The organism is Massilia phyllostachyos, from assembly GCF_021044825.1.
Classification (GTDB): Bacteria; Pseudomonadota; Gammaproteobacteria; order Burkholderiales; family Burkholderiaceae_D; genus Telluria; species Telluria phyllostachyos.
On the sequence record NZ_JAJNOC010000001.1, the window covers coordinates 442,369 to 464,170 of the forward strand.

Annotated in this window: 24 protein-coding genes; 17 read left to right on the plus strand and 7 right to left on the minus strand. The window is 67.0% G+C overall.

All coding sequences use genetic code 11. The features are described from left to right. The first annotated feature begins 4 nt into the window (after positions 1 to 4). The 3 genes from pmbA to LQ564_RS01875 are packed head-to-tail and all read left to right on the plus strand — an operon-like array spanning position 5 to position 2,037. A complete protein-coding gene (gene pmbA / locus LQ564_RS01865) occupies positions 5 to 1,357 on the plus strand; it encodes a metalloprotease PmbA (RefSeq protein WP_231056389.1) in 1,353 nt (450 codons plus the stop codon). Between the two features lie 11 nt (positions 1,358 to 1,368). Beyond that, complete coding sequence (locus LQ564_RS01870; RefSeq protein ID WP_231056390.1) at positions 1,369 to 1,608, plus strand: hypothetical protein; 240 nt, start codon at positions 1,369 to 1,371, stop codon at positions 1,606 to 1,608. A 9-nt stretch (positions 1,609 to 1,617) separates the two neighbouring features. After that, positions 1,618 to 2,037 (plus strand): DUF1801 domain-containing protein, encoded by a 420-nt coding sequence (locus LQ564_RS01875; protein ID WP_231056391.1) that lies wholly within the window; start codon positions 1,618 to 1,620, stop codon positions 2,035 to 2,037. Here the strand turns inward: LQ564_RS01875 and LQ564_RS25885 are convergent. The 4 genes from LQ564_RS25885 to LQ564_RS01905 all read right to left on the minus strand — a co-directional run bounded on the left by LQ564_RS25885 (position 2,028) and on the right by LQ564_RS01905 (position 6,545). Continuing rightward, positions 2,028 to 4,013 carry a DUF4214 domain-containing protein gene (locus tag LQ564_RS25885; protein ID WP_272492073.1) on the minus strand — a complete coding sequence of 662 codons (1,986 nt, stop codon included), beginning with the start codon at positions 4,011 to 4,013 and terminating at the stop codon, positions 2,028 to 2,030. The genes LQ564_RS01875 and LQ564_RS25885 overlap by 10 nt on opposite strands. Before the next feature lie 241 nt (positions 4,014 to 4,254). Continuing rightward, positions 4,255 to 4,491 (minus strand): hypothetical protein, encoded by a 237-nt coding sequence (locus LQ564_RS01895; protein WP_231056392.1) that lies wholly within the window; start codon positions 4,489 to 4,491, stop codon positions 4,255 to 4,257. Next, the gene (locus LQ564_RS01900) at positions 4,488 to 5,627 is read right to left on the minus strand and encodes a M14 family metallopeptidase (RefSeq protein WP_231056393.1); all 1,140 of its coding nucleotides are present in this window, start codon (positions 5,625 to 5,627) and stop codon (positions 4,488 to 4,490) included. The genes LQ564_RS01895 and LQ564_RS01900 overlap by 4 nt, the downstream gene beginning before the upstream one ends. Positions 5,628 to 5,690: 63 nt before the next feature. Next, entirely contained in the window at positions 5,691 to 6,545 is an 855-nt protein-coding gene (locus LQ564_RS01905) for a LysR family transcriptional regulator (RefSeq protein ID WP_231056394.1), read from the minus strand. A gap of 101 nt (positions 6,546 to 6,646) precedes the next feature. Here LQ564_RS01905 and LQ564_RS01910 point away from each other — a divergent pair, with 101 nt between their 5' ends. After that, positions 6,647 to 7,306, plus strand: coding sequence for an NAD(P)-dependent oxidoreductase (locus LQ564_RS01910; RefSeq protein ID WP_231056395.1), 660 nt, complete (start codon positions 6,647 to 6,649; stop codon positions 7,304 to 7,306). On the opposite strand, the gene paaX is transcribed toward LQ564_RS01910, so the two are convergent. Further along, a complete protein-coding gene (gene paaX / locus LQ564_RS01915) occupies positions 7,303 to 8,220 on the minus strand; it encodes a phenylacetic acid degradation operon negative regulatory protein PaaX (protein WP_231056396.1) in 918 nt (305 codons plus the stop codon). The genes LQ564_RS01910 and paaX overlap by 4 nt on opposite strands. A gap of 93 nt (positions 8,221 to 8,313) precedes the next feature. Between paaX and paaA the strand changes: the two genes are divergently transcribed. The 13 genes from paaA to LQ564_RS01980 all read left to right on the plus strand — a co-directional run bounded on the left by paaA (position 8,314) and on the right by LQ564_RS01980 (position 20,773). Beyond that, positions 8,314 to 9,303: a 1,2-phenylacetyl-CoA epoxidase subunit PaaA gene (gene paaA / locus LQ564_RS01920; RefSeq protein WP_231056397.1), complete on the plus strand. Its 990-nt coding sequence runs from the start codon at positions 8,314 to 8,316 to the stop codon at positions 9,301 to 9,303. A gap of 16 nt (positions 9,304 to 9,319) precedes the next feature. After that, positions 9,320 to 9,604 (plus strand): 1,2-phenylacetyl-CoA epoxidase subunit PaaB, encoded by a 285-nt coding sequence (gene paaB, locus LQ564_RS01925; protein ID WP_159701094.1) that lies wholly within the window; start codon positions 9,320 to 9,322, stop codon positions 9,602 to 9,604. Between the two features lie 8 nt (positions 9,605 to 9,612). Then, positions 9,613 to 10,365 (plus strand): 1,2-phenylacetyl-CoA epoxidase subunit PaaC, encoded by a 753-nt coding sequence (gene paaC, locus LQ564_RS01930; protein WP_231057347.1) that lies wholly within the window; start codon positions 9,613 to 9,615, stop codon positions 10,363 to 10,365. Further along, on the plus strand, positions 10,365 to 10,877 hold the full coding sequence (paaD, locus tag LQ564_RS01935; protein ID WP_231056398.1) for a 1,2-phenylacetyl-CoA epoxidase subunit PaaD: 513 nt from the start codon (positions 10,365 to 10,367) through the stop codon (positions 10,875 to 10,877). Before paaC ends, paaD begins: the two co-directional genes overlap by 1 nt. Positions 10,878 to 10,881: 4 nt before the next feature. Next, on the plus strand, positions 10,882 to 11,958 hold the full coding sequence (gene paaE, locus LQ564_RS01940) for a 1,2-phenylacetyl-CoA epoxidase subunit PaaE (RefSeq protein ID WP_231056399.1): 1,077 nt from the start codon (positions 10,882 to 10,884) through the stop codon (positions 11,956 to 11,958). A 127-nt stretch (positions 11,959 to 12,085) separates the two neighbouring features. Next, positions 12,086 to 12,877 carry a 2-(1,2-epoxy-1,2-dihydrophenyl)acetyl-CoA isomerase PaaG gene (paaG, locus tag LQ564_RS01945; protein ID WP_231056400.1) on the plus strand — a complete coding sequence of 264 codons (792 nt, stop codon included), beginning with the start codon at positions 12,086 to 12,088 and terminating at the stop codon, positions 12,875 to 12,877. Positions 12,878 to 12,879: 2 nt separating this feature from the next. Beyond that, a complete protein-coding gene (gene paaH / locus LQ564_RS01950; RefSeq protein ID WP_231056401.1) occupies positions 12,880 to 14,409 on the plus strand; it encodes a 3-hydroxyacyl-CoA dehydrogenase PaaH in 1,530 nt (509 codons plus the stop codon). Continuing rightward, a complete protein-coding gene (paaI, locus tag LQ564_RS01955) occupies positions 14,402 to 14,833 on the plus strand; it encodes a hydroxyphenylacetyl-CoA thioesterase PaaI (RefSeq protein ID WP_231056402.1) in 432 nt (143 codons plus the stop codon). The genes paaH and paaI overlap by 8 nt, the downstream gene beginning before the upstream one ends. Positions 14,834 to 14,851: 18 nt before the next feature. Then, complete coding sequence (gene paaK, locus LQ564_RS01960; RefSeq protein ID WP_231056403.1) at positions 14,852 to 16,165, plus strand: phenylacetate--CoA ligase PaaK; 1,314 nt, start codon at positions 14,852 to 14,854, stop codon at positions 16,163 to 16,165. An 18-nt stretch (positions 16,166 to 16,183) separates the two neighbouring features. Beyond that, entirely contained in the window at positions 16,184 to 17,386 is a 1,203-nt protein-coding gene (gene pcaF, locus LQ564_RS01965; protein WP_231056404.1) for a 3-oxoadipyl-CoA thiolase, read from the plus strand. Positions 17,387 to 17,389: 3 nt separating this feature from the next. Next, positions 17,390 to 17,989, plus strand: a complete 600-nt coding sequence (paaY, locus tag LQ564_RS01970; RefSeq protein WP_231056405.1) for a phenylacetic acid degradation protein PaaY — start codon at positions 17,390 to 17,392, stop codon at positions 17,987 to 17,989. A gap of 220 nt (positions 17,990 to 18,209) precedes the next feature. Beyond that, the gene (gene paaZ, locus LQ564_RS01975) at positions 18,210 to 20,261 is read left to right on the plus strand and encodes a phenylacetic acid degradation bifunctional protein PaaZ (protein WP_231056406.1); all 2,052 of its coding nucleotides are present in this window, start codon (positions 18,210 to 18,212) and stop codon (positions 20,259 to 20,261) included. 47 nt (positions 20,262 to 20,308) lie between these two features. Then, positions 20,309 to 20,773, plus strand: a complete 465-nt coding sequence (locus LQ564_RS01980; RefSeq protein ID WP_231056407.1) for a cupin domain-containing protein — start codon at positions 20,309 to 20,311, stop codon at positions 20,771 to 20,773. Positions 20,774 to 20,776: 3 nt separating this feature from the next. Here LQ564_RS01980 and LQ564_RS01985 read toward each other — a convergent pair whose 3' ends face one another. Both LQ564_RS01985 and LQ564_RS01990 read right to left on the minus strand, forming a co-directional pair. Further along, positions 20,777 to 21,004 carry a hypothetical protein gene (locus tag LQ564_RS01985; protein WP_231056408.1) on the minus strand — a complete coding sequence of 76 codons (228 nt, stop codon included), beginning with the start codon at positions 21,002 to 21,004 and terminating at the stop codon, positions 20,777 to 20,779. 62 nt (positions 21,005 to 21,066) lie between these two features. Beyond that, positions 21,067 to 21,750: an HAD-IA family hydrolase gene (locus LQ564_RS01990; protein ID WP_231056409.1), complete on the minus strand. Its 684-nt coding sequence runs from the start codon at positions 21,748 to 21,750 to the stop codon at positions 21,067 to 21,069. Positions 21,751 to 21,802: the final 52 nt, after the last annotated feature.

The window sequence follows — 21,802 nt, forward strand, 5'->3', positions numbered from 1 at the left end:
CGACATGAACGACTCCGCTTTTACCCATACGCAGGACCAGCTGAAACAGCTAGCGCGCGACGTCCTGGCGTTCGCAAAAGAGCAGGGCGCGACCGATGCCTCGGTCGAGATCAGCGAAGGCAGCGGCCTGTCGGTTTCCGTGCGTAAGGGCAAGATCGAGACCATCGAACAGAACAAGGACAAGGGCATCGGCGTCACCGTCTACTACGGCCAGCGCCGCGGCAACGCCAACACCTCGGACTTCTCGACCAGGTCGCTGAAGGACACCGTGGAAGCGGCCTGGAACATCGCCCGCTTCACCGCCGAGGACGACTGCGCCGGCCTGCCCGACGCCGACCTGCTGGAAACCAATCCGCGCGACCTGCGCCTGTTCTACCCCTGGCAGATCAGCACCGAAGAGGCGGTCGAACTGGCCCAGCGCTGCGAGAACGCGGCCTTCGAGGTCGACCCGCGCATCGGCAACAGCGAAGGGTCGAGCGTCTACGTGCAGCAGTCGCACTTCGTCGGCGCCAACTCGCGCGGCTTCATCGGCGGCTACCCGTTCTCGCGCCATACGATCTCGGTGGCCCCGATCGCGGGCAAGGGCAACAAGATGCAGCGCGACGACTGGTACACCTCGGCGCGCGACCCCAAGAAACTGGCCAGGCCGGAAGCGGTGGGCCGCTACGCCGCCGAGCGCGCGCTGGCGCGCCTGAACGCGCGCAAGCTCGACACCCGCACCTGCCCGGTGCTGTTCGAGGCGCCGCTGGCCGCCGGCCTGCTGGGCGCTTTCGTGCAGGCCGTGTCGGGCGGCGCGCTGTACCGCAAGTCGACCTTCCTGCTCGATTCCCTCGGCAAGCAGGTGTTCCCTGACCACATCAACATCGTCGAAGACCCGCACCTGGTCGGCGCGGTCGGCTCGGCGCCTTTCGACGAAGAGGGCGTGCGCACCACGCGCCGCAAGGTGATCGACAAGGGCGTGCTGCAGGGTTACTTCCTGTCCTCGTACTCGGCGCGCAAGCTGGGCATGCAGACCACCGGTAACGCCGGCGGCTCGCACAATCTCGACATCGTCTCGACCAATACCAAACGCGCCGACGACTTCGAAGGCATGCTGCGCAAGATGGGCACGGGCCTGCTGGTGACCGAACTGATGGGGCAGGGCGTGAACTACGTCACCGGCGACTATTCGCGCGGGGCGTCGGGCTACTGGGTCGAGAACGGCGTGATCCAGTATCCGGTCGAGGAAATCACCATCGCGGGCAATATGCGCGAAATGTTCCAACAGATCGTGGCCGTCGGTAACGACGTCCTGCAACGCGGCAACAAGACGACCGGCTCGATCCTGATCGAGAAAATGGTCATCGCCGGCAGCTGAAAGGAACACCCATGAGTAAATTCGTCCGCATCGACAAGGAAAACAGCCAGAAGACCGTGCTGCTGAACCTCGACCTGGTCGCCACCGTCGAGCTGTCCCAGCAGTCCGACCTGCTCAGCTCGGGCAACGACAGCCGCAAGGTCTACACCACCTTCCTGGCGCCCGACAAGACCGCCATCGCGACCCTGCATTTCGACACCGTCGACGATGCGAACGCCTGGGTCGGCAAGCACCTGGGCGTGGAACTCTGACGGCCAGCCATGGCCAGCAAGACCGTTCCAACCGATAGCAGCTTCGAGGCTTACCTCGAGGCCATTGTTGACCCCGTCCGCCGCCAGGATTGCGCAGTCCTCGCGGCGATGATGGAAGGCCTCGCCGGCGCGCCCGCCGTGATGTGGGGGGCGAGCATCGTGGGCTTCGGCAGCTACCACTACCGCTACGACAGCGGCCGCGAAGGCGACGCGCCGCTGCTCGGCTTTTCCTCGCGCAAGGGCGACATCAGCGTCTACCTGTCCTGCGACGATCCGCCGTTGGCGGCGCTGCGCGAGAAACTCGGGCGGCACAAGATGGGCAAGGCCTGCCTCTACCTGCGCCGGCTGGATGACGTCGACCGGCAGGTGCTGGAAGCCATGCTGGTGCACGCGGCCGACACCGCGCGCGCCCGCTATCCTCAGCCGTAGGGCGTGTAGGCTACGCCGTTGGCGATCAGTTCCGTCGTCGCCGCGCGGTTTTCCGGTCCTTCGCTGAAGGCGGCCAGCACCGTGGGCAGGTCGGCGCGCTTGCTGTCCAGCACATCCAGCCAGAAGTTGTAGCCGCCCGCTTCCGGTTCGCGGTGCAGGATGTTCTTGTACAGGCGCATGACGATCTCGGCATTGGTCGGCGTGCTGCCATACATCTCCCGGAATTCCTGGGAGGCGACGAAGCTGGCGGCGACGTCGCCCAGGCTCACGCCTTTTTCCATCATCGACAGGTAGAAGCCCATCCCGCTCGGGTCGGGTGCGCGGTCGAAGGCGGCGCGGTAGATGCGGTAGGCCTGGCCGGCCACGCCGTCGGTGTCGAGCGCGTGGTGGCGGTCGGTGAAGACCAGGCGCTCCACCCCGGTCAGCAGGTCGCTGCCGTCGCCTGCCGCGCCGCTGCGCTTGTCGACCACCTGGATGCCGTTTGCGCCACGCGTGATCGTGTAGTCGCTGCTGGCGCCGGAATAGTTCGCGGTGTCGATTCCGGCGCCGCCAACCAGGACGTCGTTGCCGGCGCCGCCCGTTAACACGTCGTTGCCGTCGCCGCCGTCGAGGCGATCGTCGCCGCTGCCGCCGGTCAGGAAATCGTTGCCGGCGCTACCGGTCTTGTTGACCGGCGTCGCCGCCGGTGGCGCAGGATTGGGATCGATGCCGCCCAGGAAGTTATTTGCGTTAAGGCTGGCCGCGGTGACGCCTTCCAGCGTCAGCACCGTGTGATAGGCATGGACTGCGCCCGTGCCGTCCGGATCGAACATCAATGCCGTGTTCGCGCCATCCTGCACCAGGCGCAGGCTGCCGTTCGCGAACGGATTGCCGGTGCCGGCGAATCCCAGGAGCGGGCGCACGTCGATGCTGTCGCCGCTCCCGAAGTCGACGATCCGCACATCGGCGGTGGCGCCGGCCGCCATGTCGAAGGCCTGGAGCACATAGGTATCGCTGCCGTCGCCGCCCCGGATGTCGAGGTGGGTATCCGACGGACTGCTCCACCACAGTTCGATCCGGTCGTTGCCCGACCCGCCGTAGGCGGCGCCCCGGGCGGCGGCCGGGGCGTCGAGGACAAGGCGGATGGTGTCGTCGCCGGCGCCGCCGAAATAATCCTCGCCGCCGTGGCCGACCAGGGTATCGTTGCCGTTGCCGCCATTCAGGGTGCCGGTAGTGCCGGCCTGGGTGGCCAGGAAGTCGTTGCCCTCGCCGCCCGTCAGGATGTTGTCGCCGGCCTCGTCATGCAGCGAATCGTCGCCGTCTCCGCCGTCGAGCACGTCGTCGCCGGCGCCGCCGAACAGGAAGTCGCGGTCCGCGCCGCCATACAGGACGTCGTCGCCGGCTTCGCCGCGCAGTTCGTCGATGCCGCCATTGCCATGCAGGACGTCGTTGCCGTCGCCGCCGTAGAGATAGTCGTTGATCAATCCGGTGCGCGGCGCTTCGTCGCCACCATACAGGATGTCATCGCCGCCGTAGCCGTAGAGCTTGTCGTTGCCCGCGCTGCCGCCGGAGAGCGAGTCCGCGAAATCGCTGCCATGGAGCGTGTCGTTCTGAGCGGTCCCGGTGGCAGTCACGGGCCTGGGGCTGATGCCGGTCACGAACAGCACGTTCAGCCCGCGGTCCGATACCGGATTGCCGGCCAGGTCGACCACCGCGTCCAGGCTGAACATGATCGTGTAGATGCCCTTCGGTTGCAGCTCGTCCGGGGGATCGAAGATGAGGGTGTTGTTCGACAAGGTCAAGCGGGCGTTGCCGCTTATATCGGCCGTGTACACGGTTCCCACGCCCGACAAATGCAAGGTCACCGTCCCGCTGCCGAGCTTGACCGGCTCATTGAAGACGAACACCAGATCATTGCGAACGTCGTGACCGGCGACGGGATAGCTCACCACCAGCGGCGGCGTCGTATCGGCGACGTCGTAGGAAGAGCCGCTCATGCTTCCGGAAACAAGTGGGCCGTGCGGAAGGTCGGTGGCGAATGTCTGCATGGTCGAAACGGGTCGATGGGAACGCGTCAATATCGCCCAATCTGTAAATTGTGTCGAGAAATTATTGCAACAAATGAGGAATTATGAGGCATGCATATCCAGCGCATCGACGAGGTCGTATGGAATGTGCATAAAAAACGCTCCACCGAGGTGGAGCGTTTGCTTGATCATTCTTATCGAAAAATGGCGGTCAGCCGGCCTGCTCGATCCGGCTCAGCCGCTGACCATGAATGCCCCACGTACGGGGCTCGCCATCGACCGTCGCCTTCAAGGCCCAGCCGGTGCCGATCTTCTCGACCGTCACCTCGGTTTCCAGTTCCTTCGCCACCTTCTCGGCCCAGCCCTGGGCCGCGCCGCGGCCCTTGAACAGTTCCTGGCCGTCGACCACGACGGTGGCGTCGAACACGGATGCGGAAAAGACGCTCATGCCTTGTTCAGCGCGCGGATGGCGTTCAGCACCGGCTGCAGCACGGCGGCGCCCAGGCGCGCGCTGCGGGCGCCGTCCCAGCCGACCTGCGGGTCCGGGTCGTTGGCGTTGTCCTTGAACGGCAGTTCCAGGGTCAGGGACAGGCAGCCGAAGGCGTGGGTGATGTGCGGCGAGCCCATGGTCAGCGTTTCGTCGGTGAAGGGCGTGGCGCCGTAGCCGTGCACGTCCTGGAAGTCGGGGCTGGCGATCTTGAAGTCGTCCATGAACGTCTTCTGCTGCGCCGCCTGCGCTTCTGTCCAGGTCGGAAGCGATTCGCTGCCGGCCACGAAGACGTAGGGCAGGCCCTCGTCGCCGTGCACGTCCAGGCACAGGTCGACGCCGGTTTCATGCATCTTCTTCAGCACCAGGAACACTTCCGGGCTGCGCTCCATGGTCGGGTTCATCCACTCGCGGTTCAGGTTGGCGCCGGCCGCGTTGGTGCGCAGGTTGCCGCGCACCGAGCCGTCCGGGTTCATGTTCGGGACCACGTAGAACACGGTTTCCTTCAACAGCTGGCGGCCGAACGGGTGGGCCGGGTCGAGCAGGGCGTCGAGCATGCCTTCCACGAACCACTCGGCCATCGTCTCGCCCGGGTGCTGGCGTGCGATCACCCAGACCTTCTTCTTCTCCGGAATTGGCTCGCCGATGACCAGCATGTTCAGGTCGCGGCCGTCGACGGTGGAGCCGAGGTCCAGCATGCGCACGTTCTCCGACATCTGGGCGCGGTCGAGCAGCTCGAGGTGGCGTTCCCACGAGTAGGGCTCGAAGTAGGCGTAGTAGACGCTGTCCATGCCCGGGGTGTGCTCGATCGTCATCACCTGGCCGTCGAAGGAGGTCGGCACGCGGAACCAGTTCACGCGGTCGTAGCTCGCCATCGCCTGGTAGCCTTCCCAGCCGGCCGGATAGGCGGCCTGGCCCGCGTTCAGGAAGCGGATGGTGCAGGCTTCGCCTTGCGCGCCCTGCAGGCGGAAGTAGAACCACTGGATGATGTCGGCGTGCGAATCCTTGCGGATGTTCAGGTCGATGGCGTTGGCGCTGGTGGCGTTCACGACCTCGATGGCGCCGGCGTCGAACTGGCTGCTGATCTTGATAGACATGGTATGTCCCGGGTATGGGTGTTGGGTAAAAGAGCGATCATACCCCCATTTGGCGCGCCTTCGCTAGCCGGAAAGACAACCCGGGAGCGCGGCGAAATGGCGGCGCAAGGCGTCCAGCGCGACCCGGGTCTTGGCCGGATCGCCGCTGCGGCCGGGCGTCAGGGCCGTCACCGGCAGCGCGGGCAGCGGCACGCCGGGCAGCACCCGTACCAGAAGGCCGCGCGCCAGGGCGGGCGCCGCGTCGGCGTGCGCGAGCCGCGCCAGGCCCAGGCCCTGCTCGCACAGTTGCTGCAGGGTGAGCTGGTTGTTGCAGACGATGCGCGCGCCGCTGTCATGTTCGCGCGGCGACGCCAGCCAGTGGTGCGCCGCCAGGTCCTCCGCTGTCTGCGGCATGCCGTGCGCTTCGATGTAGACGGGAGCGGCGCACAGGATGATCTCGAAGCGGCCGAGCGGACGCGCGACCCAGTCGGAATCGGGCAGCGTGCCGGCGCGCAGCGCGATGTCGATGCGCGCATCGACCAGGTCGATCATGGCGTCGTCGAGCAGCAGCTGCAGGCGCAGCTGCGGCCAGGCCGCCAGCACCGGGGCCAGGGCCGGTGCGATGTGGGCGCCGAAGCCGACCGGCGCGGCGATGCGCAATTCGCCCACCGGCGCGTCACGCGCCTGCGCCAGCGCGTCGCCGGCGGCGCCGGCGGCGTCCAGCATCCGGCGGCAGTGCGGCAGGCAGCGCGCGCCGGCGTCGGTCAGGGTCAGCTTGCGGGTCGAGCGGTGCAGCAGGGTGACGCCGGTCTCGCGTTCGAGCGTGCGGATCGCCTGGCTGACGGCGGAGGGTGTCATGCCGAGGCGGCGCGCGGCGGCGCTCATGGAGCCGGCGGCGACGGTTTCGGCGAAGACGGCATAGAGCTTCAGGTCGGTCATTTGTAAGTCCAGCTTCAAGGTGCTGGCGATTCTAGACCGCTTATCACCGGACCGTGAAGCAGATATCGTCATGCTTTACTTTTCCACACAAGGAGTCACCCATGAAGATCGCCCTCATCGGCGCCACCGGATTCGTCGGCGCAGCCGTCCTCGCCGAGCTGCTGCGGCGCGGCCACGAGGTCGGCGCGCTGGTGCGCGACGCGGCGCGCCTGGCGCCGCAAGCCGGCCTCGCCCCGGTGGTGGCGGACGCCTACGATGCGGACGCGGTGTCTGGCGCGGTGCGCGGGCACGACGCGGTGGTCTCGGCCTTCAATCCGGGCTGGAACGATCCGGCGCTGTACGAGAATTTCATGCGCGGCAGCGCGGCCATCGCACGTGGCGTGGAAGCGGCCGGCGTGCGGCGTTTGCTGGTGATCGGCGGCGCGGGCAGCCTGTACGTGGCGCCCGGCGTGCAGCTGGTCGACACGGAAGAATTCACAGCGCACGTGCCGCCGAATATCGTGCCGGGCGCCCGCGCGGCGCGTGACGCGCTGGACCTGATGCGCGCGCACACCGCGCTGGAGTGGACTTTTCTCAGCCCGCCCGCCTTCCTGGGGCAGGGCGAGCGCACCGGCGCGTATCGGGTGGGCGCGGACGATCTCTTGAAATCGGGCGACCGTCCGGCCGGCATCGCCGTGGAAGACCTGGCGCTGGCGGTGGCGGACGAGATCGAAACGCCGCGCCACCTGCGCGCACGCTTCACCGTCGCCAGCCCGCTTTAATCGAGTCCGCCGAAGCGTCCGCGATATTGCGCGTCGGCCGGCGGCGTGGCTTCGTCCTCCTTGCGCAGCATCGCCATCACGTGCTCCTCGGCGCGCGCCTGGACCTGGCGGTAGATGCGCGCGGCCAGCGCGTAGGCTTCGCTGCCCGGCCACGGCGCGGGCAGCAGCGCGAGCGGAAGCATCGGGTCGTGCAGCTGCACCCGGCGGTAGGCGTGGACCAGCAGGGTGCGGATCGCGAACGCATCCTGCGGCGCCAGGCTGTCTCCCATCTCGGCGATGGGCGTGAAGGTGTCGATGAAGCCGCGGTAGCTTGCCCTGACCGCGGACAGGTCCCAGGCATCGTTCACCAGTTCCGGCAGCGGCCGCGAGCCGGCGCCCGGCAACTCGGCCGCCTTGCACACGAACACCTTGCCCTCGGCGCCGGCGCGCGCCAGGATCTCCCGCAAGGTCTCGCGGTCCGGCGCCGGGTGCGCCATCACGCCGGTGGCCAGCATCGCGAAGCCTTCCCACTCCAGCTCCTTGCGCAGCAGCGTGCGCAGGTCGGCGTCGATGCTGCCGTTCGGGGCCAGCACGAAAGTCCAGCGCCCGTCCCAATCCAGGCCCGGCGCCGAATAGATGCGGCGGTTGGCGCGTTCGAAGCGCGGCAGCGCCTTCGGTTCGAGCGCGTAGCGGCTGCGCCGACCCTCGCGGCTGGCGACCAGCCAGCCTTCCTGCACCAGGCGGAACACGCTGGTGCGCACCAGGCGGTCCGACACGCCCAGCGGCCCCAGCAGTTCGATCATGCTGCCCAGCCAGAAGGCGCCGCCGTGCGGGGCGATGGTGTCGCCGCACAGGGTCATCACCAGCGATTTATGGCGCGGCGGCTCGGTCGTGAGGAAGCGTTCGATCCAGGCGCCGCTGCTGAGCTGTGTCATGTTGTAGAGTTCGCAATATGATTCAAAATTCTGGTGTACATCCGATTTTTTGTATCGTATTATGGTTTGGAGAACTTCGCAACGGAGACCGACATGTACGCACAGATGGTGGAGACCGGACTCAAGAAAGTCCGTACCGAGGAAGACATGAGCGCCGAGGAACAGGCGTTCCAGGCGCGCATCGACGCCGGCATCAAGATCGAGGCCAAGGACTGGATGCCCGAGGCTTACCGCAAGACCCTGATCCGCCAGATCTCGCAGCACGCGCACAGCGAGATCGTCGGCCAGCTCCCGGAAGGGAACTGGGTCACGCGCGCGCCGACGCTCAAGCGCAAGTCGGTCCTGCTGGCCAAGATCCAGGACGAGGCCGGCCACGGCCTGTATCTCTACAGCGCCGCCGAGACCCTGGGCGTGTCGCGCGACGAGCTGTTGCAGGCGCTGCACGCCGGTAAAGCCAAGTATTCGAGCATCTTCAACTACCCCACCCTGAGCTGGGCCGACATGGGCGCGATCGGCTGGCTGGTCGACGGCTCGGCCATCATCAACCAGATCCCGCTCTGCCGCTGTTCCTACGGCCCGTATGCGCGCGCCATGATCCGCGTCTGCAAGGAAGAGTCCTTCCACGCACGCCAGGGCTACGACATCATGATGAGCCTTGCCCAAGGCACGCCGGAGCAGAAGGCGATGGCGCAGGATGCGCTGAACCGCTGGTGGTGGCCGTCCCTGATGATGTTCGGCCCGTCGGACGCGGAATCCGTCAACAGCGCCCAATCGACCGCCTGGCGCATCAAGCTGTTCTCCAACGACGAGCTGCGCCAGCGCATGGTCGACCAGACCGTGCCGCAGGCCGAATACCTGGGCCTCACCATCCCCGACCCCGACCTCAAGTGGAACGCCGAACGCGGTTCCTACGACTTCGGCGAGATCGACTGGAGCGAATTCCAGAACGTCCTGAAGGGCAACGGCCCCTGCAACCGCGAGCGCCTGCGCACCCGCGTGAAAGCGTACGAAGACGGCGCCTGGTTCCGCGACGCCCTGGTCGCCCACGCCGACAAGAAAGCCGCCGCGAAAGCCGCCGCATAACATCCGGAGACACGAAATGAGCAAAGAATGGCCCCTGTGGGAAGTCTTCATCCGCAGCCAGCACGGCCTCGCCCACAAGCACGTCGGCAGCCTGCACGCCCCTGACGCCGAGATGGCGATCAACAACGCGCGCGACGTCTACACCCGCCGCAACGAAGGCGTCAGCATCTGGGTCGTGCGCGCCCAGGACATCGTCGCCAGCAGCCCGAGCGACAAGGAAGCCCTGTTCGAGCCCGCCAACAGCAAGGTCTATCGCCACCCGACTTTCTTCCCGATGCCGGAAGAAGTGAAGAACCTGTGAGCCCCGCCGTGGATGCGAAACTCGACTATCTCCTGCGCCAGGGCGACAACGCCCTGATCCTCTCGCAGCAGCTGTGCCAGCTGTGCGGCAAGGGCCCGGCCCTCGAAGAAGACATGGCGCTGTCCAACGTCGCCCTCGACCTGCTCGGCCAGACCCGCATGTGGCTGTCGTATGCCGGCGAATGCGAAGGGCGCGGGCGCGACGAAGACCGCCTGGCCTTCGACCGCGACGCCCAGGATTACCGCAACTGCCTGCTGGTCGAACAGCCCAACGGCAGCTATGCCGACACGATGATGCGCCAGTTCCTGTTCGATACCTGGCACTACTTCCTGATGGACGGCCTGACCCGCTCGAGCGACCCGCGCATCGCCGAGATCGCGCAGAAGTCGATCAAGGAAGTGACGTATCACCTGCGCCGCTCCGGCGATCTGGTGGTGCGCCTGGGCGACGGCACCGACATCAGCCACGCCAAGATGCAGACCGCGCTCGACGAGCTGTGGATGTACAGCGGCGAGATGTTTATCTACGACGCCGTCGACGACGCGATGGTGGAGCAGGGCGTGGCGCCGGGCGCGGACAGCCTGCGCAAGCACTTCCTCGACCACCTGGCCGACGTGCTGAACGAAGCCACGCTCAACATGCCTTCGCCGGATGCGTGGATGCAGCGCGGCGGCAAGCAGGGCCGCCACACCGAGCGCCTCGGCTACATCCTGGCCGAGATGCAGTTCCTGCAGCGCGCCTATCCGGGAGCGCAGTGGTAATGACCGCCGTGGACGTCAGCATCGAGCAGGTCTGGGGTTGGCTCGGCGAGGTCGCCGATCCGGAGATCCCGGTCATCTCGGTGGTCGATCTCGGCATCGTGCGCGACGTCGCTTTCGAAGGCGACACCTGCGTGGTGACGATCACGCCGACCTACTCGGGCTGCCCCGCGATGCAGGTGATCTCGGACTCCGTGAAGGAAGCCTTGCTGGCGCACGGCCTGATTGATGTCCGCATCGTCAGCCGCCTGTCGCCCGCCTGGACCACCGACTGGATGAGCGACGCCGGCAAGGCAGCGCTCAAAGGCTACGGCATCGCGCCACCTAGCCAGCAGGCGATCGATATCAGCGGCCTGCATGCCGGCATCCGCCGCCGCGCCGCGCCCGATGTGTCCTGTCCCAACTGCGGCTCGCCGCACACCCAATTGACCAGCGAATTCGGCTCGACCCCGTGCAAGGCGCTGTACAAGTGCCTGGACTGCCGCGAGCCCTTCGACTACTTCAAGTGTCATTAAGAAGATGAGCAAATTCTATCCACTGAGCATCGCCAAGGTGAAGCATGAGACGCGCGACGCCATCGCCGTCACCTTCGACGTTCCACCAGAGCTGAAGCCGCAATTCGCCTACCAGCAGGGCCAGCACCTGACCTTGCGCGCGATGATCGACGGCGAGGACGTGCGCCGTTCCTACTCGATCTGCTCGGCGGTGCAGGACGACCAGCTGCGCGTGGCGATCAAGCGCGTCGGCGGCGGCCAGTTCTCGACCTGGGCCAACGAGCACCTGCAGCCGGGCGTCACGCTGGAAGTGATGCCGCCGATGGGCCACTTCAACGTGCCGCTCGATCCGACGAGCGAACGCCACTACCTGCTGTTCGCGGCCGGCAGCGGCATCACGCCGATCCTGTCGATCATCAAGACTACCCTGCTGGCCGAGCCGAAGAGCCGCTTCACCCTCGTCTATGGCAACCGCGCCTCGTCGAGCGTGATCTTCCGCGACGAGCTGACCGACCTCAAGGACAGCTACATGGACCGGCTCAAGCTGGTGTATGTGATGAGCCGCGAGCAGCAGGACATCGAACTGTTCAACGGCCGCATCACGGAAGAAAAGTGCGGCCATTTCCTCAAGCACTGGATCGACGTCCGCGACATCGACGTCGCCTTCATCTGCGGCCCGGAAGACATGATGCACGGCGTCTCGCGTTCGCTGCAGGCGGCCGGCCTGGCCAAGGAAAAGATCCGCATCGAGCTGTTCGCCGCCAGCATCCCGAAGCACGAACACAAGCCGCGCAAGGTGGAAGCGGGCGCCCAGCATCAGACCGAAGTCACCGTCATCATGGACGGCAACGCCGCCAGCTTCACGATGGACAAGGACAAGGAGTCGTTACTGGACGCCGGCCTGCGCGCCGGCATCGACATGCGCTACTCCTGCAAGGGCGGCGTGTGCTCGACCTGCCGCTGCAAGGTGCTGGATGGGCAGGTGGAGATGGATGTGAATTACGCGCTGGAAGACTACGAAGTGGCGCGCGGGTTTGTGTTGAGCTGCCAGAGTTTTCCGATCACTGACAAGGTGGTGGTCGACTTCGACATCGCCGAATAGGCCCGTTAGCGCGTCGTTCCGGCGAAGGCCGGAACCCAAGTTGACTTTCGTAGCTCAGCAACGAACTTGGGTCCCGGCCTGCGCCGGGACGACGACTCAAGGGATAACAAGAATAGTGAAGACACCAATGACCTACGAATCCATCCAGTTCAGCATCGAAAACGGCATCGCCCTCCTGACCCTGAACCGCCCCGATCGCCTGAACAGCTTCACCCAGGCCATGCACCTCGAAGTGCGCGACGCCCTTGAAACACTCCGGGCCGACAAATCCGTCCGCGTCCTCGTGCTGACCGGCGCCGGCCGCGGCTTCTGTGCCGGCCAGGACCTGCAAGACCGCGCGGTGGCCCCAGGCGCCCCCGGCGTCGACCTCGGCGAATCCGTCGAGAAGTTCTACGCCCCGCTGGTGATGACGCTGAAGTCCCTCCCCATGCCCGTGATCTGCGCCGTCAACGGCGTGGCCGCCGGCGCCGGCGCCAACCTGGCGCTGGCCTGCGACATCGTGCTGGCCGCGAAATCCGCCAGCTTCATCGAAGCCTTCTGCAAACTCGGCCTGATCCCCGACACCGGCGGCACCTGGCACCTGCCGCGCCTGATCGGCCAGGCGCGCGCCACGGGCCTGGCCATGCTGGGCGAGAAGCTCACCGCCGAGAAGGCCGAGCAATGGGGCCTGATCTGGGCCTGCGTCCCGGACGAGGCCCTGATGGACCAGGCCATGGCCATGGCCGAGCACTTCGCGAGCGCGCCAACCAAGGGACTGGCATTCACGAAAAAAGCCCTGCAGGCCAGCTGGACCAACACCCTGCCGGAACAGCTGAAACTCGAAGGCGAGATGATGCGCGAACTCGGCTACAGCCACGACTACCGCGAAGGCGTCGCCGCCTTCATCGCCAAGCGTCCGGCGCACTTCAAGGGGGAATGACGATGGAAGCACTCCCGAAGCAAAGCATCGTCGCCGTCATCGGCAGCGGCGCCATGGGCGCCGGCATCGCGCAGGTCGCCGCCAGCGCCGGCCACCAGGTGCTGCTGTTCGACACCCGCCCGGATGCGGCCGACAAGGCCATCGCCGGCATCAAGGCCACCTATGCGAAACTGGTCGACAAGGGCCGCATGGGCGCCGCGGAGGCGGATCTCGCGGGCGAGCGCCTGACGCGCATCGGCAGCCTGCAGGAAGCGTCGCAGGCCGCGCTGGTGGTCGAAGCCATCGTCGAAAACCTCGACGCCAAGCGCGCCCTGTTCACCGAGCTGGAAGGCATCGTGGTCGAGGACTGCATCCTGGCCACCAACACCTCCTCGATCTCCGTCACCGCGATCGCCGCACCGCTGCGCCATCCGGAGCGCCTGGTCGGCATGCACTTCTTTAACCCGGTGCCGCTGATGGCGCTGGTCGAAGTCATCAGCGGCATCGCCACCGACAAGACCGTCGCGGACGTCACGTACGCCACCGCGCAAGCCTGGGGCAAGAACCCGGTGCACGCGAAATCCACGCCCGGCTTCATCGTCAACCGCGTCGCCCGCCCGTATTACGCGGAGAGCCTGCGCCTGCTGCTGGAACAGGCCGGCGACCCCGCCACCATCGACGCGATCCTGCGCGACTGCGGCGGTTTCCGCATGGGCCCCTTCGAGCTGATGGACCTGATCGGCCACGACGTCAACTTCTCGGTCACGAACTCGGTCTACGACGCCTACTTCGGCGACCCGCGCTTCACGCCCTCGATCCTGCAGCAGGAACTGGTCAACGCCGGCTTCCTGGGCCGCAAGACCGGCCGCGGTTTCTACCGCTACGGCGAAGGCGTCGAGAAGCCCGCCGTGCAGACCGAAGCGCCGCGGCCGAAGCCGGAGGCGGTATCGATCGTCGGCAGCGAATCCGACACGCTCGCGCCACTCGCCGCGCGCCTCGCCGCCGCAGGGTACGCATTGCAGTCCGAGGAAACGCTCGACGCGACGGCCGGCTTCCTGTGCGGGGGCGCCGCCGTGTACCTCACCGATGGCCGCAGCGCCACCGAGCGCGCCGCCGAATGCTGGCATGACGACACCGTCGTGTACGACCTGCTGCTCGATCCCGCCGGCGCCACCCGCATCGCGCTGGCCAGGGCCGACCAGTGCAGTGACGACGCTTACTACGCCGTCGTCGGTATGTTCCAGGCCGCCGGCTTCGCCGTGACGCGCCTGGACGACGTGCCCGGCCTGGCCGTGATGCGCACCGTCGCCATGCTGGCCAACGAAGCCGCCGACGCCGTCAACCAGGGCGTGTGCAGCGCGCAAGCGGTCGATATCGCGATGCAGAAGGGCGTCAACTACCCGCGCGGCCCGCTGGCCTGGGCGGACGGCGTCGGCCTGCAGCACATCGTCGCCGTGCTGACCAATCTGGCCGCGACCTATGGCGAGGACCGCTACCGCGTCTCGCCGCTGCTGCGCCGCAAGGTGGCCACGGGAGCGCAGTTCCATGCATGAGAACCCGCAGGCGCTGGCCGAATTGGCCGGCAAGACCATGTACGAGCGCGACCCGGCCAGCCAGGCGCTGGGCATGACCCTGGACGAGATCAAGCCCGGCTACGCGCGCATGTCGATGCGCGTGCGCGGCGACATGCTCAACGGCCACGCCACCTGCCATGGCGGCTACATCTTCATGCTGGCCGACAGCGCCTTCGCCTTCGCCTGCAACTCGCACAACTTCAACACCGTCGGCGCCGGCTGCACCATCGACTACCTGGCCCCCGGCAAGGAAGGCGACGTGCTGGTGGCCGAAGCGACCGAGCAGGCGCTGCAAGGCAAGACCGGCGTCTACGACATCAAGGTCACCAACCAGGAAGGGCGCACGATCGCGCTGTTCCGCGGGAAGTCGCACCGCGTCAGCGGCATGGTGGCAGAGCTTTAGCAACAAAGGAGGTTGAAGATGGTCCAACGCACCCCCGCTCCCGGCGAGCTGGAACCGATCGAACGCGCCAGCCGCGACGAGCTGCAGGCGCTGCAGCTCGAGCGCCTGAAATGGTCGCTGAAGCACGCCTACGAGAACGTGCCGCACTACCGCGCCGCTTTCGACGCCGCCGGCGTGCATCCGGAAGACCTGAAAACGTTGGCCGACCTGGCGAAGTTCCCCTTCACCGACAAGAAGACCCTGCGCGACAACTACCCCTTCGGCCTGTTCGCCGTGCCGCGCGAGCGGGTAGCACGCATCCACGCCTCGAGCGGCACCACCGGCAAGGCGACGGTCGTCGGCTACACGCAAAAGGACATCGACACCTGGGCCGGCGTGGTGGCGCGCTCGATCCGCGCCGCCGGCGGCCGGGCGGGCGACATGGTCCACATCTCCTACGGCTACGGCCTGTTCACCGGCGGCCTGGGCGCCCACTACGGCGCCGAGAAGCTGGGCTGCACGGTGATTCCGATGTCCGGCGGCCAGACCGAGAAGCAGGTCCAGCTGATCCAGGATTTCAAGCCCTCGATCATCATGGTCACGCCCTCGTACATGCTGAACATCGTCGAGGAATTCGCGCGCCAGGGGATCGATCCTGCGACGACCTCGCTGAAGGTCGGCATCTTCGGCGCCGAACCCTGGACCGACGCCATGCGGGGCGAGATCGAAGCGCGCGCCGGCATCGACGCTGTGGACATCTACGGCCTGTCCGAGGTGATGGGGCCGGGCGTGGCGAGCGAATGCATCGAGAGCAAGGACGGCCCGGTGATCTGGGAAGACCATTTCTACCCCGAGATCATCGACCCGGACACCGGCGAAGTGCTGCCGGACGGCGAAGAGGGCGAGCTGGTGTTCACGTCGCTCTCCAAGGAAGCGCTGCCGATCATCCGCTACCGCACGCGCGACCTCACGCGCCTCTTGGCGCCGACCTCGCGCGCGATGCGCCGCATGGGCCGCATCACGGGCCGCTCGGACGACATGCTGATCATCCGCGGCGTGAACGTGTTTCCGAGCCAGATCGAAGAGATCGTCCTGCAAATGCCGGCGCTGGCGCCGCAGTACCAGCTGGTGGTGGCGCGCGACGGCCATCTCGACACGCTGGAAGTGCTGGGCGAGCTGCGCGACACCGCCATTGCACCAAGCGACGTGGACGCGCTGTGCCGCGAACTTCAGCACCGCATCAAGACCCATGTGGGCGTGACCACCCGCGTCACCCTGACCCCGCCCGGCGGCATCGAACGCACGCTGACCGGCAAGGCCCGGCGCGTGGTCGACAAGCGCCCCAAGAACTAGAACACCGAGGAGACTTTCATGCTTGATGCTTTCATCTGCGACGCCGTCCGCACCCCCTTCGGCCGTTACGGCGGCGCACTCGCCAGCGTGCGCGCCGACGACCTGGCCGCGCTGCCGATCGCCGCCCTGATGGCCCGTAACAAGGACGTGGACTGGGGCGCCGTCGACGACCTGTTCTACGGCTGCGCCAACCAGGCCGGCGAGGACAATCGCAACGTCGGCCGCATGGCCGCGCTGCTGGCCGGGCTGCCGCAGGAGGTGCCGGCCAACACCATCAACCGCCTGTGCGGTTCGGGCCTGGACGCCGTCGGCACGGCCGCCCGCGCTATCCGCGCCGGCGAGGCGCAGCTGCTCATCGCGGGCGGCGTGGAGAGCATGAGCCGCGCGCCCTTCGTGATGGGCAAGGCCGACAGCGCCTTCTCGCGCGGCGTCAAGATGGAAGACACGACCCTCGGCTGGCGCTTCGTCAACCCGTTGATGAAGGCGCGCTACGGCATCGACAGCATGCCGGAGACCGCCGAAAACGTGGCGCGCGACTTCGGCGTGAGCCGCGACGACCAGGACGCGTTTGCCCTGCGCAGCCAGGAACGCTGGGCGCGCGCCCATGCCGACGGCTTCTTCCGCGACGAGATCGTGCCGGTCACGATCGCAGGCCGCAAAGGCGAATCGCACGTGGTCGACACCGACGAGCAGCCGCGCGAGACCAGCCTGGTCGCGCTGGCCAAGCTGAAAGGCGTGGTCACGCCCGATGGCTCGGTCACCGCCGGCAACGCCTCCAGCCTGAACGACGGCGCCTGCGCCCTGCTGCTGGCCTCCAGCGACGCCGCCCTGCGCCACGGCCTCACGCCGCGCGCCCGCGTGGTCGGCATGACCACGGTCGGCCTGGCCCCGCGCATCATGGGCTTCGGCCCGGCGCCGGCAGTGAAGAAGCTGCTGGCCCAGACCGGCCTGCGGCTCGAACAGATGGACGTGATCGAACTGAACGAAGCCTTCGCCGCACAAGGCCTGGCCGTCACGCGCGACCTCGGCCTGCCGGACGACGCCGCGCACGTGAACCCGAACGGGGGCGCCATCGCCCTCGGCCACCCGCTCGGCGCCTCCGGCGCGCGCCTGGTGACCACCGCCGTCAACCAGCTGCACCGCACGGGCGGGCGCTACGCCCTGTGCACCATGTGCATCGGCGTCGGCCAGGGCATCGCCCTGATCGTCGAGCGGGTGTAAAGCATGGTCAAGGTCTACGAGATCGACGGCGTGCGGCCGGTGGTCCACCCCACCGCCTACGTGCACCCGAGCGCGGTGCTGATCGGCGACGTCATCGTCGGCCCGCGCTGTTACATCGGGCCCCTGGCCTCGCTGCGCGGCGACTTCGGGCGACTGATCCTGGAAGAGGGGGCGAACCTGCAGGATACCTGCGTGATGCATGGCTTCCCGGGCGAGGATACGGTGGTCGAAGTCGATGGGCACATCGGGCATGGGGCGGTGCTGCATGGCTGCCGCGTCAAGCGCAATGCGATGGTGGGCATGAATGCGGTCGTGATGGACAAGGCGGTGGTTGGAGAAGAGTCGATCGTCGCCGCCATGAGTTTCGTAAAAGCGGGGATGGTGATCCCGCCGCGCAGCATGGTGATGGGCACGCCGGCGAAAGTCATGCGCGAACTCACCGACGAGGATGTGAAGTGGAAGAGCTTCGGCACGCGGCAGTACCACGAGCTGACCGTGCGCTCGCTCGAGACGATGCGTGAGGTCGAGGCCTTGAGCGAGGTCGAGCCGGACCGCAAGGGCATCGAGTTCGACCCGAGCGGCATGCACAAACCGAAAACCTGACTGCACCACCAGCCCGAAGACCGTCGTACGCGCCACTGGCGCCTACGACTACCGGCGAAGGCCGGTACCCAATTTTGTTTGCACAATGGTAGCGCTTTGCGGATGCAGCAGCGGTGCGCAACGGACTTGGATTCCGGCCTTCGCCGCAATGACGTTGGTAAAGAGTGGCGTTATGCGTAGTACCGGATTCCTGAAGAGATAACCGAACGGAGACAACAACATGGGCAACATCGCCACCCTGCAAAGCCTGATCGCCGGCCGCTGGCACGGCGCGCAAGCGCACACCCCGCTGCACAGCGCCCTGAACAACGACCTGATCTTCCACACGCACGCCGAGAAGATCGACTTCGACGAAGCCGTCACCTACGGCCGCAAGACCGGCATCCCGGCCCTGATGCGGCTCGACTTCCAGCAGCGCGCCCAGCGCCTGAAAGCCCTGGCCCTCTACCTGATGGAGCGGAAAGAAGAGCTGTACGAGATCTCGCACCTGACCGGCGCCACCCGCCCCGACAGCTGGGTCGACGTCGAAGGCGGCATCGGCACGCTGTTCGCCTACGCCAGCATGGGCTCGCGCGAGCTGCCCTCGTCGAACGTGCTGCACGAAGGCCCGGCCATGGCGCTGGGCAAGCGCGGCGGCTTTGCAGGCACCCACATCCTGGTCCCGCGCGGCGGCCTGGCGGTGCACATCAACGCCTTCAACTTCCCGATCTGGGGCATGCTGGAAAAATTCGCGCCGAGCTTCCTGGCCGCGATGCCCTGCATCGTCAAGCCGGCCACCGCGACCAGCTACCTGACCCACGCCACGGTCAAGATGATGATGGAATCGAACCTGCTGCCCGAAGGCGCGCTGCAGCTGGTCATCGGCAGCACCGGCGACCTGCTCGACCGCCTGGGCGGCTTCGACGCGGTCACCTTCACCGGCTCGGCCGACACCGCCGCCAAGCTCAAGGCCAACCCGAACCTGATCCGCGAATCGGTCCCGTTCACCGCCGAAGCGGATTCGCTGAACTGCGCCATCCTGGCGCCGGACGTCACACCCGATGACCCCGAATTCGACCTCTTCGTGAAGGAGGTCGCGCGCGAGATGACCGGCAAGGCCGGCCAGAAGTGCACGGCGATCCGCCGCGTCATCGTCCCCGAGCAGCATGCCGAGGCGGTGGGCGCGCGCCTGCGCGAGCGCCTGGCCAAGGTCACCGTCGGCAATCCGAAGATGGAAGGCGTGCGCATGGGGGCGCTGGCCTCGATGGACCAGCACCGCGATGTGTCCGAGCGCGTCGAGATGCTCGCACGCGGCAACGAGGTCCTGTTCAGCGCCCGCGACGGTTTCAGCCCGGTGGGCGAGGGTGTCCCCAACGGCGCCTTCTTCGCGCCGACCCTGCTCCTGTGCCGCAACGCGATGGTCAACGACGCCGTCCACGACATCGAAGCCTTCGGCCCGGTGAGCACGGTGATGACCTACCGCGACATCGACGAAGCCCTGCACCTCGCCGCACGCGGCAAGGGCAGCCTGGTGACGACGCTGGTGACGAAGGACCCGGCCATCGCCGCCCACGCCGTGCCGATCGCCGCCGCCTCGCACGGGCGCGTGCACATCCTCGAGCGCGAATCGGCGGTCGACTCCACCGGCCACGGCTCGCCCTTGCCGCAGCTGAAGCACGGCGGTCCGGGCCGCGCCGGCGGCGGCGAAGAGCTGGGCGGCATCCGCGCGGTCAAGCACTTCCTGCAGCGCGCCGCGGTGCAGGGCTCGCCGACCATGCTGACCGCCGTGACGGGCGAGTACGTGCGCGGCGCCGCGGTCAAGGAAACCGAGGTGCACCCGTTCCGCCGCTGGTTCGAAGACCTCGAAGTCGGCCACTCGCTGCTGACCCACCGCCGCACCGTGAGCGAAGCCGACATCGTCAACTTCGGCGGCGTCTCGGGCGACTACTTCTACATGCACTTCGACGAGATCGCGGCCAGGGACACGCAGTTCGGCAAGCGCATCGCGCACGGCTACTTCGTGCTGTCGGCGGCGGCGGGGCTGTTCGTGTCGCCGGCCCCGGGCCCGGTGCTGGCCAACTATGGCCTCGACAACCTGCGCTTCGTGGCCCCGGTCGCGATCGGCGACACCATCCGCGCACGGCTCACCTGCAAGCGCAAGGTCGACCGCAACCGCACCGACGAGCAGGGCCGCGGCCAGGGCGTGGTGGCGTGGGACGTACAGGTCACCAACCAGAACGACGAACTGGTGGCGAGTTACGATATCCTGACGCTGGTACAGAAGCGCGGCTGAAACGAAGGGGCGGGGGCCCTTGCCGTAGATAAACAGGAGATCACTGCATGTCGAGACTGGATCTGAGCAGCATTCCCGTGGTGAAAGGCACCGGCTATCCGGACCCCTTCGCCGAACTGGTCGACGGACGTTCCCGCCAAGCGCTGGGCGAGGCCGGCGGCCTGAGCCAGTTCGGCGTCAACCTGGTCGAGCTGCAGCCCGGCGCCGCGTCCTCGCAGCGCCACTGGCACACGCACGAGGACGAGTTCGTGATGATCGTGTCGGGCGAGCTGGTGCTGGTCACCGACGAGGGCGAGACCATCATGCGGGCAGGGGACTACGCGGCTTTCCCGGGTGGAAAGCCGAATGGGCATCACCTCATCAACCGCAGCTGGGGCGCAGGCGTGTTCGTCTGCGTCGGCTCGCGCATCAAGGAAGACGCGGCGGAATATCCCGACATCGACCTGCGCTACGACGGCGCCACCGATTCCTATCTGCACAAGGACGGCACGCCGTATCCGAAGCGCGGCTAGGAGCTAGTTCAGCTTGCGCGCATAGCGCGAGCGGATGTGCTGGCTGACAAAGGTCGATAGCCCGCGGCCCTCGCGGGCCAGCTCCTGCATCCTGGCGATGTTCTCGGCGCCGGCGCTGCGCTCGGTGTAGAGGTAGCGATCGCCGCCGGTGAACTGGATGGTGATCGAGTCGCTGTCGATGTCGTAGGCGACGACGCCGGACTCGCCGCTGGTGTTGCGGTAGCGGTGCATGCGCACCTCCGTAGGAATATGTCGATACAGCCCATGTGGGTATCGACCGTTCCAGTGCAAGTTCAGTGGCCGATCTTCCTCTGTACCTTCAGCATGCCATTGTCTAGCCGTACGGCAACGAGGTCGGCGTAATCTGGCACCGGCGCCGAGCGCGTCTCGACCGGATGCGTGTGGGTGGCGGTGACGACGATGCTGTCCATCCCCGCGGCTTCCGCTGCGGCAAGACCAATCGGCGTGTCCTCGAACACCAGGCAATCCTGCGGATTCACGCCCAGCTTCTGCGCACCCAGCAGGAAGGGATCCGGCGCCGGCTTGCCGTTCTTCACATCCTCGGCCGTCACCAGCAGCGGCGGCAGCGGCAGGCCGGCGGCGGCGATGCGCGCGGTCGCCAGCGGCCGCGACGCCGAAGTGACGATGGCCCAGCGCTCAAGCGGCAAGCTGGCCAGGAAACGTCCCACGCCGGCGATCTCCTCGATATCGGCCACGTCCTCGATTTCCGCCAGAGCAATGCCGAGTGCTTCCGCCACCGGATCGACACCGGGCAGCCCCAGCTTGCGGATGGTGTCCTCGGTGCGCTTGCCGTGGACGGTGGGCACGAAGGTGACCGGATCGAGTCCCTGGCGCACGGCCCAGGCGCTCCAGACGCGTTCGGCGGACTTGATCGAGGTGAGGATGGTGCCGTCCATGTCGAACAGGAAGGCGGCGTATTCGCGGGAGGGGAGGACGGTGGGATTAGTTGGCGTCACGGAATGCTCGTCGTCGGTTGATGATACGAGCAAACAGCATAGCGGAAACCGT